The organism is Paraburkholderia sp. ZP32-5 (assembly GCF_021390495.1).
Classification (GTDB): domain Bacteria; phylum Pseudomonadota; class Gammaproteobacteria; order Burkholderiales; family Burkholderiaceae; genus Paraburkholderia.
Window position 1 is genome coordinate 1,997,471 of sequence record NZ_JAJEJP010000001.1, and the last position, 12,574, is coordinate 2,010,044.

General features: G+C 64.4%; 8 protein-coding genes. 3 read left to right on the forward strand and 5 right to left on the reverse strand.

Features of this window, described 5'->3' with window-relative positions; genetic code table 11:
* The first annotated feature begins 116 nt into the window (after positions 1 to 116).
* A complete protein-coding gene (gene purL / locus L0U82_RS08460; protein WP_233829937.1) occupies positions 117 to 4,193 on the forward strand; it encodes a phosphoribosylformylglycinamidine synthase in 4,077 nt (1,358 codons plus the stop codon).
* Between the two features lie 116 nt (positions 4,194 to 4,309).
* On the opposite strand, the gene L0U82_RS08465 is transcribed toward purL, so the two are convergent.
* The 5 genes from L0U82_RS08465 to L0U82_RS08485 form a co-directional block, all read right to left on the reverse strand.
* Positions 4,310 to 5,089, reverse strand: coding sequence for a peptidylprolyl isomerase (locus L0U82_RS08465; protein ID WP_233829939.1), 780 nt, complete (start codon positions 5,087 to 5,089; stop codon positions 4,310 to 4,312).
* Positions 5,090 to 5,098: 9 nt separating this feature from the next.
* A complete protein-coding gene (locus tag L0U82_RS08470) occupies positions 5,099 to 5,410 on the reverse strand; it encodes a BolA family protein (protein WP_233829941.1) in 312 nt (103 codons plus the stop codon).
* A 1-nt stretch (position 5,411) separates the two neighbouring features.
* Positions 5,412 to 5,942 (reverse strand): septation protein A, encoded by a 531-nt coding sequence (locus L0U82_RS08475; protein ID WP_233829943.1) that lies wholly within the window; start codon positions 5,940 to 5,942, stop codon positions 5,412 to 5,414.
* Positions 5,943 to 6,238: 296 nt separating this feature from the next.
* Entirely contained in the window at positions 6,239 to 6,661 is a 423-nt protein-coding gene (gene msrB / locus L0U82_RS08480) for a peptide-methionine (R)-S-oxide reductase MsrB (protein WP_233829949.1), read from the reverse strand.
* An 88-nt stretch (positions 6,662 to 6,749) separates the two neighbouring features.
* Entirely contained in the window at positions 6,750 to 8,306 is a 1,557-nt protein-coding gene (locus tag L0U82_RS08485) for a protein adenylyltransferase SelO (protein ID WP_233829953.1), read from the reverse strand.
* A gap of 276 nt (positions 8,307 to 8,582) precedes the next feature.
* Here L0U82_RS08485 and L0U82_RS08490 point away from each other — a divergent pair, with 276 nt between their 5' ends.
* Positions 8,583 to 10,253 (forward strand): 3-(methylthio)propionyl-CoA ligase, encoded by a 1,671-nt coding sequence (locus L0U82_RS08490; RefSeq protein ID WP_233829955.1) that lies wholly within the window; start codon positions 8,583 to 8,585, stop codon positions 10,251 to 10,253.
* Positions 10,254 to 10,423: 170 nt separating this feature from the next.
* Entirely contained in the window at positions 10,424 to 12,508 is a 2,085-nt protein-coding gene (locus tag L0U82_RS08495) for a 3-hydroxyacyl-CoA dehydrogenase NAD-binding domain-containing protein (protein ID WP_233829957.1), read from the forward strand.
* Positions 12,509 to 12,574 lie beyond the last annotated feature (66 nt).

Genomic DNA, 12,574 nt, shown 5'->3' on the forward strand with positions numbered 1-12,574 from the left:
CACAGCCCTTTGGACGCCCGTTCCCGGGGTATAATCCCGGACTTCCTTTCCGCTTCACGTCGCCTCCGTGCATGCGCGACTCTCCGGCATCATTGAGCGACGCAACGTCAAGTCCCATGGCCCACTTCTCGTGTTTCCCCGGCGCTTCGGCCCTTTCCGATTTCCGTCAAACCCGCCTGCTCGACACGCTCACGCGCATCGATCCGAATATCACCGGCGTGCGCGGGCAATACCTGCATTTCGTCAACGCGCAAACCCCGCTGTCCGCTGACGACAGTGCGAAGGTCGAAGCGCTGATGCACTACGGCGATCCGTTCGTAGAGGGCAAGGAACGCGGCGCGGCCGAAACCTTCCTCGTGGTGCCGCGCTTCGGCACCGTGTCGCCGTGGGCCAGCAAGGCAACCGATATCGCGCATCTGTGCGGGCTCACGCAGGTGCGCCGCATCGAGCGCGGCGTCGAATACACGGTCACGCTGAAAAGCGGCCTGCTCGGCGGCAAAAAAACGCTGTCCGACGAAGCCCGCGCGGCGGTGGTCGCGGCGCTGCACGACCGCATGACCGAAAGCGTCGCGCCGTCGCGCGATCACGCAATGCATCTGTTCGACGAACTGCCGCCCAAGCCGCTGCAGACCGTCGACGTGCTCGCGAGCGGCCGCGGCGCGCTCGAAGCCGCGAACACCGAACTGGGCCTCGCGCTCGCCGACGACGAAATCGACTACCTGGTCGACGCCTTCACGAAGCTCGGCCGCAACCCGACCGACGTCGAACTGATGATGTTCGCGCAGGCCAACAGCGAGCACTGCCGCCACAAGATCTTCAACGCGGATTGGACGATCGACGGCGACAGGCAGGACATGTCGCTGTTCAACATGATCCGCAATACCGAGAAGCTGAACCCGCAGGGCACGATCGTCGCGTATTCGGACAACTCCGCGATCATGGTCGGCGGCATGGCCGAGCGCTGGTTCCCGCGCAAGCCGGCGCAATCGGGCGCGATGCCCGAACACTACCAGCGCGGCGTCGAACTCACGCACACGCTGATGAAGGTGGAAACGCACAACCACCCGACCGCGATCTCGCCGTTCCCGGGCGCCGCGACGGGTGCGGGCGGCGAAATCCGCGACGAAGGCGCGACCGGCCGCGGCGCGCGTCCGAAAGCGGGGCTCGCCGGCTTTACCGTGTCGAACCTCGAACTGCCGGACGGCGTCGAGGCATGGGAAAACGCTCGCGACACCGCGCAGCCGCTCACCCATCGCAATCCGCAAGAGCAGCACGAAGCGTACGGCCGCCCGGACCGCATCGCATCGCCGCTGCAGATCATGATCGACGGCCCGCTCGGCGGCGCCGCGTTCAACAACGAATTCGGCCGCCCGAACCTCGGCGGCTACTTCCGCGCTTATGAGCAGAACGTCGGCGGCGTAGTGCGCGGCTATCACAAGCCGATCATGATCGCCGGCGGCATCGGCAATATCTCCGATCAGCACACGCACAAGCACGATCTGCCGGAAGGCTCGCTGCTGATCCAGATCGGCGGCCCGGGCATGCGCATCGGCATGGGCGGCGGCGCCGCCAGCTCGATGGCGACCGGCACGAATACCGCCGAACTCGACTTCGACTCGGTGCAGCGCGGCAACCCGGAAATCGAGCGGCGCGCGCAGGAAGTGATCAACGCGTGCTGGCAACTCGGCGACAAGAACCCGATCCTGAGCATTCACGACGTCGGCGCGGGCGGTCTGTCGAACGCGTTCCCCGAAGTGGTCGACGGCGCCGGCAAGGGCGCAGTGTTCGAGCTGCGCAAGATCCAGCTCGAGGAAAGCGGTCTGTCGCCGCGCGAAATCTGGTCGAACGAGGCGCAGGAGCGCTATGTGCTGGCGATCGCGCCGGCTGACCTGCCGGCGTTCGAGGCGATGTGCGAGCGCGAGCGCTGCCCGTTCGCGGTAATCGGCACGGCCACTGCCGAGCGTCAGTTGAAGCTGATCGACGCCGAGCAGAAGGAAGCGTCGCATCAGCCGGTCGACATGCCGATGGAAGTGCTGCTCGGCAAGCCGCCGCGCATGCATCGCGATGTGAAGCGCGTCGCGCGCAATTTCGAGCCGGTCGACGTGACCGGCCTCGCGCTCGCCGACATCGCGCAGAGCGTGCTGCGTCACCCGACGGTCGCGAGCAAGTCGTTCCTGATCACGATCGGCGACCGCTCGGTCGGTGGCACGACTGCGCGCGACCAGATGGTCGGCCCGTGGCAGGTGCCGGTTGCCGACGTCGCGATCACGACGCTCGACTACGCAGGCTTCAGCGGCGAAGCGATGACGATGTCCGAGCGCACGCCGCTCGCCGTGATCAACGCGCCGGCGTCGGGCCGCATGGCGGTCGGCGAGGCGATCACCAACATCGCGGCGGCGCCGATCGCGTCGCTCGACAAACTGAAGCTGTCGGCGAACTGGATGGCCGCGTGCGGCGCGCCCGGCGAAGACGCGGCGCTGTACGACACGGTCAAGGCGATCGGCATGGAACTGTGCCCGGCGCTCGGCATCGGCATTCCGGTCGGCAAGGATTCGCTGTCGATGCGCACGCGCTGGGAAGATCGCGGCGTCGCGAAGGAGGTGGTCGCGCCGGTTTCGCTGATCATCTCCGCGTTCGCGCCGGTCGGCGATGTGCGCAAGCATCTGACGCCGCAGTTGCGCCGTGTCAGTGAAGTCGGCGAGTCGGTGCTGATCGCGATCGATCTCGGCCGCGGCAAGCATCGTCTTGGCGGCAGCATTCTCGCGCAGGTCACGCAGCAGGTCGGCGATACGGTGCCGGATGTCGATGATCCGGAAGATCTGAAGCGCTTGTTCAACGTGATCCAGGCGCTGAACCAGGACGGCAAGCTGCTCGCGTACCACGACCGCTCGGATGGCGGCCTGTGGGCGACTGTTTGCGAAATGGCGTTCGCGGGTCATGCCGGCGTGTCGCTGAACGTCGACATGCTGGTGCTCGATCCGCACCACGAATCCGACTACGGCGACGCGAAGGACTGGGCGAAGCAGACCAGCGGCCGTCGCGAAGACCGCACGATTCGCGCGCTGTTCAACGAAGAACTCGGCGCGGTGGTGCAGGTGCGCGCGGCCGATCGCGACGCGGTGCTCGGCACGTTGCGCGAACACGGTCTGTCGGCGTGCTCGCATGTGATCGGCAAGATCAACGAGCGCGATGTGATCGAGGTCTATCGCGACGCGAAGAAGGTCTACGATGCGCCGCGCGCCGAACTGCATCGCACGTGGAGCGAGGTGAGTTGGCGCATCGCGCGTCTGCGCGACAACCCGGCCTGCGCCGACGCTGAGCACGACACGCTGCTCGACGCGGCCGATCCGGGCATCACGCCGGTGCTGAGCTTCGATCCGGCCGAGGATGTCGCCGCGCCGTTTATCGGCAAGGCTGCGCGTCCGCGTGTCGCGATCCTGCGCGAGCAGGGCGTGAACTCGCATCTGGAAACGGCCTATGCGTTCGACCGTGCCGGCTTCGACGCGCACGACGTGCATATGAGCGATCTGTTGACGGGCCGAGCTAATCTGGCGGATTTCGCCGGCGCGGTCGCATGCGGCGGCTTCTCGTACGGCGATACGTTGGGCGCGGGCGAGGGCTGGGCGAAAACGATCCGCTTCAACGCGCAACTCGCCGACATGTTCGCGGCATTCTTCGGCCGTAACGACACGTTTGCGCTCGGCATCTGCAACGGTTGCCAGATGATGAGCAGCCTCGCGTCGATGATCCCGGGCGCCGAAGCCTGGCCGAAATTCACGCGCAACAAGTCAGAGAAGTTCGAAGCGCGCTTCTCGCTGGTCGAAGTGCAGAGTTCGCCGTCGATCTTCTTCGCCGGCATGGAAGGCTCGCGCATTCCGGTCGCGGTCGCGCACGGCGAAGGTTATGCGGACTTCTCGCAGCAGGGCGATGCGTCGAAGGTTGCGATCGCGATGCGTTATGTCGATCACCGTGGTCAGGCGACCGAGCAGTACCCGTTCAATCCGAACGGTTCGCCAGCCGGTATCACGTCGGTCACGACGGCCGACGGCCGCTTCACGGTGCTGATGCCGCACACCGAGCGCGTGCATCGCGCGGTGCAGATGAGCTGGCATCCGGAAGGCTGGGGCGAGGGCGTCACGGACGGAAGCCCGTGGATGCGCGTGTTCCAGAACGCGCGTCGCTGGTTGGGTTGATAGCAGCGCATCACAGCAATAAAAAAGCCGCCCACGGGCGGCTTTTTCACATTCAGGCTTCTTCAGAACCGAACGGGCTATGCAAAGCCCATCCGCTCACTGAACGCCACTGAGTGTCACTGAATCTTCGCGTTCTTACGCAGACCTTCTTCGAACGCCTGCAGCTTTTCCTGCTGGATCTGCTGCACGATCTGCGCGCGCACCTGCTCGAGCGGCGGCGGGGTGATCGCGCGGATATCGTCGACGCGGATGATGTGCCAGCCGAATTGCGTATGCACCGGCGTGTCGGTCATCTGGCCTTTCTGCAGGTGCGTGGCCGCATCCGCGAATTCAGGCACGTAAGCCTTCGGGTCCGACCAGTCGAGATCGCCGCCGTTCTTGCCCGATCCCGGATCCTTCGAATATTGCTTGGCCAGATCTTCGAAGCTGGCTCCTGCCTTGATCTTCGCGATCAGGTCCTTCGCCTGCTGCTCGTTGTCGACGAGGATGTGATGCAGGTGATATTCCTTGCCGCCCGCGTCCTTGACCAGCGCGTTGTAGCGCGCGGTGACTTCGGCGTCGGTCGGCTGATTGTTCTTCACGAAGTCTTCGATCAGCGCGCGCAGCACGACCGTTTGCTGTGCCACCGCGATTTGCGCCTTGATGTCCGGACGGTTCGGCAGGCCGCGACGCAGTGCTTCCTGCATCAGGATTTCGCGATTCACGAGTTCTTCACGCACGGCTTGCTGCAATTGCGGCGTGTCCTGCTGGCCCTGATGAACCAGTTGCTCGACCAATGCGTCGGCGCGTGCTTTCGGAATCGGCGTACCGTTCACGACGGCGATGTTCTGTGCGAATGCAGGTGCGGCCGCGAACGCAGCCAGCAGTACCCAAAGGCGGGTTTTCTTCAAGGTCATCGAGAGTTCCTAGCGGGGCAATGAAGCAAATTCTTCGGGCGTATACGCCGTGATGGCAAGGGCATGAATGCCGCGCTGCATGGCGTCGGCCAGCGCATCATACACCATGCGATGCCGCGCCACGCGGGGCTTGCCGGCAAATGCGACCGTCACGATAGTGACACTGAAATGGCCACCGGCGGAGGCTCCCGCATGACCCGCGTGCTGCGCGCTGTCGTCGCTGATGCGGATCGATTCGACCGGTGCAAGCGCGGCGGTCAGGCGTGCTTCGATCAGCGCGGCGCGCTCGGCGGTGGTGGCGTGCATGAACAGATCGCTCATGTCATTCTTCCTTCATGTACTTCGACAGCCACAGGCTCTGTCCGACGATGAACACGAGCAGGCAGCCGGTTGCGCCGAACAGTTTGAAATTCACCCATTGATCGGTCGTGTAGTGATAAGCGACGAACAGGTTGAGCAGGCCGAGCAGCACGAAAAACACCGCCCAGACCAGGTTCAGCTTGCCCCAGATCGCGTGCGGCAGCGTGATCTGCTTGCCCATCATCGCTTCGATCAGGTTCTTGTTGAAGACGAGCTGCGATACGGTCAGCGCGACCGAGAACGCCCAGTACAACACGGTCGGCTTCCACTTGATAAAGGTGTCGTTATGCAGCACGAGCGTCGCGCCGCCGAACACGGTGACGACGCCGAGACTCACCCACAGCATCGGATCGACCTTGCGGTGGCGGAACGCCACGAACGCGATCTGTACCAGCGTGGCGACGATCGCCACTGCCGTCGCCGTGAAAATGCCCCAGATCTTGAAGGCGACGAAGAACAGGATGATCGGGAACAGATCGAACAGGAATTTCATTATCTGGCCGGGAAATCGGAGAGTTGGTCGAACAAAGCGTCGAATGGTGAAGGGCGCCGGCTGAGCGGCGCATGGGGGTATCCGCGGCGCGCCAGCCGGCCTGAACTGCAACGGCGACACCGCGGCGGCGGGCAAATGGCGTTCCGCGAAGTTCGCTAATCACCCGCGTTGCTTTTGCAAAACGTGCAACCCAAATGAAGGGCTGCTCGTCTAACCGGCTCGCCCAACCTTGTGCCAAAAAGGGCCGAACCGGCAGTTTCGCCGCCGGTCGCGTGCCGCTGGCCCGAGCTTGCGCGTTACTTGGGCTCGAATTGTAACGCAGCCGAATTGATGCAGTAACGCAGACCCGTCGGCGCCGGGCCATCCTCGAACACGTGGCCGAGGTGCGCGCCGCAGTTCTTGCATTGAACCTCGATGCGCAGCATGCCGTGCGAGCGGTCGGTTTTCTCGGCGATCACCTCGCCGTTGATCGGCCGGAAGTAGCTCGGCCAGCCGCAGCCGGCATCGAATTTCGTATCCGACTCGAACAGCGGCGTGCCGCAACACACGCAATCGTAGACGCCACGTTCCCAGTGATCGCTATAACGGCCGGTGAACGGCCGCTCGGTGGCCGCGTGGCGGGTCACCTGATATTCGACGTCGGACAGCTGCTCGCGCCACTCGGCATCGCTTTTCTGCACGGCTGGGGCGTCATGCTTGAGGTCGTCGGGATTGTTCATGGTCGGTTTCCTGTCTCGGGTTGATCTTGGTGCGGGGCTGGCGTCGCTACCGGCGTTGAACTCCCGCGCATGTCGCGAAGTCGGCGCATTACGACGAACAGCTCACTTCCAGCGAACTCGCCCAGTCGGGTGGCAGACCCGCGTACGCCGCGTATTCGGGCTGCTCGTCGAATGGGCGGCGCAGTACGGTGGCGAGCCGCTCCACCTCGGAAAAGTCCTTCTCTTTCGCGCGCTGGATCGCGGTTTCCGCCAGATGGTTGCGAAGTACGAATTTGGGGTTCACACGGTTCATTGCAATGGCGCGCGCGGTGTCGTCGCGTGTTTCTTCGGACAGCCGCGCGCGATAGTCGTTCGCCCATGCGTCGAACGCCGGGCGATCGAGAAACAGATCGCGTACCGGCGCATCGCCGCTCGCATCGTGCTTCGACATGCCGGCCAGATTGCGGAACGTCAGCGTGAAATCGGCGCGGTTCGCGTGCATCACGTCGAACAGCCGGTTGACCAGCGCGTCGTCGCCATCGCGCGCGTGTTCGAGGCCGAGCTTCGCGCGCATGCGGTTTTCGAGGGCCGGCGCGAACTGCTCCTTGAAGCCGCCGAGCACGCGCTGCGCGTCTTCGACCGCCTTGTCGGCGCGCACGCTTTCGTCGTGCGGCTCGCCGAGCAACGGCAGCAGGCCCTGCGCGAGGCAGAAGAGATTCCAGTAGCCGATCTGCGGCTGCATCCGGTACGCGTAGCGGCCCTGCGTATCGGAGTGATTGCAGATGTGACCGGCGTCGAAGCCATCCAGGAAGCCAAACGGACCGTAGTCAATCGTCAGGCCGAGGATCGACATGTTGTCGGTATTCATCACGCCGTGACAGAAACCGACCGCCTGCCAATCGACCATCAACGCGGCGGTGGATTGCACCGCTTCGCCGAGCAGCGCGAGATACGGATCGTCGGCTTGCCTGCAATGCGGATAGAAACGATCGATCACATGATCGGCGAGCATACGCAACGCGTCGACGCGATCGTTCGCATAGAAATGCTCGAAGTGGCCGAAGCGCACAAAGCTCGGCGACACGCGCGTGACCACCGCGGCCGTTTCGATCGTCTCGCGCCGCACCGGCTGATCGGAGCCGATCACGCATAGCGCGCGCGTGGTCGGAATGCCGAGGTGATGCATCGCCTCCGAACACAGATATTCGCGAATCGATGAGCGCAGCACCGCGCGGCCATCGCCCATGCGCGAATAAGGCGTGCGGCCCGCGCCCTTCAACTGCAACTCGAAACGCTGGCCGTCGTGTTCGAGTTCACCGAGACCGAGCGCGCGGCCGTCGCCAAGCTGGCCGGCCCACACGCCGAACTGATGCCCCGAATATACCGACGCATAAGGCAGCGCATCGGCCGGCCAGTCGCGCGTCGCGTTGCCGCTAAACAGTTCGACGAAGCCGGGATCGTTCTCGATGCCCGGCGGCAGACCGAGCCGCGCGGCCACGTCGGCCGAGAAGCCGACCCGATACGGCTCGCTGAGCGGCGCCGCCGGCAAACGCGTGAGGAAGGTGCCGCCGAGCCGCGCGAACGCGTTGTCCGGCGGGGTGGCGAGGGTGTTGGAAAGATCCGTCAAAGCCGCGGATAACCCTGCAATGCTTGGGGAAAACGACATGTTGAGCGCCTCTGGATTAGCCGATATTGTAAGTCGACGCCCGCGGCGCTGCTGGCCGGCCGCCCGAACTGCCGGGACCTGTATCGATGCGTTCTGTATCGATACGTTTGAACCGTGCCCGACCGTTCGATGCCGCCGCAACGATCCTTTGCCGCGTGCCTCGTCCGCTGTTCGCATCATGTGTGTGATTGGCCTCAGCCGATTTTCGACCACGCCCCGACCACGCAATTGATCCGCAACCAAACCGACACCAACAAGCCGAGGAGACCCCGCGTTATGACGACGCCGCTGCTGGGCCAGATGATGGACGTGCCGCTCAACGTGTCGTCGCTGCTCGCGCATGCCGCACGGCATTTCGGCAGCACCGAGATCGTGTCGCGGCGCATCGAAGGCGATCTGCATCGCTATACGTACCGCGACTGCGAACAGCGCGCGAAGCAACTGGCGCAAGCGTTGATCGCGCTTAACGTCGAACCCGGCGAACGGATCGCGACGCTCGCATGGAACGGCTACCGGCATCTGGAGGCGTACTACGGCACCACCGGTTTCGGCGCCGTGTGCCATACGATCAACCCGCGGCTTTTTCCGGATCAGATCGCCTACATCATCAATCACGCGGACGACGCCTACGTGCTGTTCGACACCACGTTTGCCGCGCTGGTCGACGTGCTCGCGCCGCAGTGCCCGCGCGTACGCGGCTGGATCGCGCTGGCCGACGAGGCGCATCGGCCGTCGCTGCAGACTCCGGTGCTGTGCTACGAAACACTGATGGACGCACAGGACGGACGCTTCGACTGGCCGACGCTCGACGAGCGTCAGGCGTCGTACCTGTGCTACACGTCCGGCACGACCGGCAATCCGAAAGGCGCGCTGTATTCGCATCGTTCGACGGTGCTGCATGCGTTCGGTGCGTCGCTGCCCGACGCGATGGGATTGTCCGCGCGCGACGCGGTGCTGCCGGTCGTGCCGATGTTCCATGTGAACGCGTGGGGCATTCCGCACGCGGCGCCGCTGACCGGCGCGAAGCTGGTGTTTCCCGGCAAGGATCTGGACGGCAAGTCGCTGTACGAGCTAATGGAGAGCGAGCGCGTCACGTATTCGGCTGGCGTGCCGACCGTGTGGCTCGGTCTGTTGAACTACCTGCGCGAGGCCGGCGTGAAGTTTTCTTCGCTGCAGCGCACGGTGATCGGCGGCTCCGCGTGTCCGCCGGCGATGCTGCGCATCTTCGAAGATGACTACGGCGTGCAGGTGATCCATGCATGGGGCATGACCGAGATGTCACCGCTCGGCACGCTGGCAAAACTCACGTGGGAGCAGAGTCAGCGCCCGCTCGACGAGCGGCGCAAGCTGCTGGAAAAGCAGGGGCATGCAATGTACGGCGTCGACATGAAAATCGTCGGCGACGACGGCCGCGATCTGCCGTGGGACGGCGTCGCGTTCGGCGATCTGTATGTGCGCGGGCCGTGGGTGATCGACCGGTATTTCCGCAAGGACGACTCGCCGCTCGTGGACGGCTGGTTCCCGACCGGCGATGTCGCGACGATCGACCCGGACAGCTTTCTGCACATCACCGACCGCTCGAAGGACGTGATCAAGTCCGGCGGCGAATGGATCAGTTCGATCGAAGTGGAGAACGTCGCGATCGCGCATCCGGCGGTGGCGGAGGCGGCCTGCATCGCGTGCGCGCATCCGAGGTGGACCGAGCGCCCGTTGCTGGTCGTCGTCAAGCGCGCCGATCATCAGGTGACGCGCGAGGAACTGCTGGCGTTCTACGACGGCAAGGTCGCGCGCTGGTGGATTCCGGACGACGTCGTCTTCGTCGACGAACTGCCGCACACGGCCACCGGCAAGCTGCAGAAACTGAAGCTGCGCGATCAGTTCCGCGACCACGTGCTGCCTTCCGCGCTCGAAGACAGCCGCAACTGTCCGCTGATGCCCGACGTTTAAGGGGAAACCCCATCCTGCAGTAAATTGAACGAGCGTGCTTTTGTGTGTATTCTGCCTGCTGACCCCGAAACCATCGCTTGAAAAAAGCCTGACAATGAGCAGGCTCGATGGACCGGACAGGCGGCGCATCTTGCGTCGCCTCATTGCATGGATTGCACGGAGGCAGGCAGATGGCAGTGGACTACACAACCCATGACGGCGTGGCCGTCATCACGCTGAACAATCCCCCCGTCAATGGTCTCGGCCTGTCGACGCGAACCGGCATCGTCGAAGGGATCGAGCGCGCGCAGAACGATCCGGCCGTGCAGGCGATCGTACTGACGGGCGCGGGCAAAGCCTTTTCGGGCGGCGCCGACATCACCGAATTCAATACGCCGAAGGCGACCCAGGAGCCGACGCTCGCGACCGTTATCAAGGCGGTCGAAGGCAGCGCGAAGCCGGTCGTCGCGGCGATTCACAGCGTCGCGATGGGCGGCGGCCTCGAACTCGCGCTCGGCGCGCATTACCGCATCGCCGCGCCCGGCGCGCAGATCGCGCTGCCCGAAGTGAAGCTCGGCATTTTGCCGGGCGCGGGTGGCACGCAGCGTCTGCCGCGCGCGATCGGCCTCGAAGCGGCGCTTAATATGATCGTGTCCGGCACGCCGGTGTTGTCGGAAAAGCTCGCCGATTCGGGCCTTTTCGACGAAGTCGTGCAAGGCGATCTCGCCGAAGCGGCGCTCGCATTCGCGCGCAAGGTCGGCGCTAAAGCCGGCCCGCATCCGCGGGTGCGTGACCGCAAGATCGAGCATCCGAACGCGGCCGGCTTTATCCAGTTCGCGCGCAACACCGTCGCGGGTGTCGCAAAGAATTTTCCGGCGCCGCATCAATGTATCGACGCGGTCGAAGCGGGCGTGAAGAACGGTTTCGACCAGGGCCTCGCGTTCGAACGCGAATGCTTCGTTGCGCTCGTGCAGACCCCGGAGAGCCGCGCGCTGCGTCATGCGTTCTTCGGCGAACGCGCGGCCAGCAAGATTCCCGATGTGCCGTCCGATACGCCGGTGCGCGAGATCCGCCAGGTGGCCGTGATCGGCGCGGGCACGATGGGCGGCGGCATCGCGATGAATTTCATCAACGCGGGCATTCCGGTCACGCTGCTCGAAACGAAACAGGAAGCGCTCGATCGCGGGCTCGCGACGATCCGCAAGAACTACGAGGTGACGGTCAAAAAGGGCAAGCTCAAGCCCGAGCAGTTAGAGGAGCGCATGGCGCTGCTCGAGCCCACGCTTTCCTACGATGACCTGAGCAGCGCCGATCTGATCGTCGAGGCCGTGTTCGAAGAACTCGGCGTGAAGGAACAGGTGTTCCGCCGTCTCGACGAAATCGCGAAGCCCGGAGCGATCCTCGCATCGAACACGTCGACGCTCGACGTCGACAAGATCGCCGCCTTCACGAAGCGTCCGCGGGACGTGGTCGGCATGCACTTCTTCAGCCCGGCCAACGTGATGAAGCTGCTCGAAGTCGTGCGCGGCAAGGAAACCGCGAAGGACGTACTCGCGACCGTGATGAAGCTCGCGAAGAAAATCAAGAAAACCGCGGTGGTGTCGGGCGTGTGCGACGGCTTTATCGGCAACCGGATGATCGAGCAGTACATCCGCCAGGCGTTGTTCATGCTCGAAGAGGGCGCGTTGCCCGCGCAGGTCGATCGCGCGATCGAGAAGTTCGGCTTCGCGATGGGCCCGTTCCGTATGAGCGATCTCGCCGGCAACGACATCGGCTGGGCGATCCGCAAGCGCCGCTACGTCGAACATCCGGAGATGCACTACTCGAAGATCGCCGATCGTCTGTGCGAAATGGGCCGCTTCGGCCAGAAGACCGGCGGCGGCTGGTACGACTACAAGGCGGGCGATCGCACCGCGTATCCGTCGAAGGTGGTCGATGAAATGATCGGCGCGTTCTCGAAGGAAGCCGACACCGAGCGCCGCAAGATCAGCGACGAAGAAATCGTCGAGCGCCTGGTGTTCGCGCTCGTCAACGAAGGCGCGAAGATTCTCGATGAAGGTATCGCGTCGAAGGCGTCGGATATCGACATGGTCTATCTGACCGGCTACGGCTTCCCTCTTCATCGCGGCGGCCCGATGCTGTACGCGGACACGGTCGGGCTCTACAACGTCGAGCGCGCGATTCGCCGCTACGCGGCGCGGCCGAACGGCGACGCGTGGAAGCTGGCGCCCGGCATCGCGAAGCTCGCCGCCGACGGCCGCGGCTTCAACGGCTGAGCGGAACCCTATCGATTGGCGGGACCGGGCGAACCCGGTTCCTCCGCAAAACGACTCGGGCCGCGC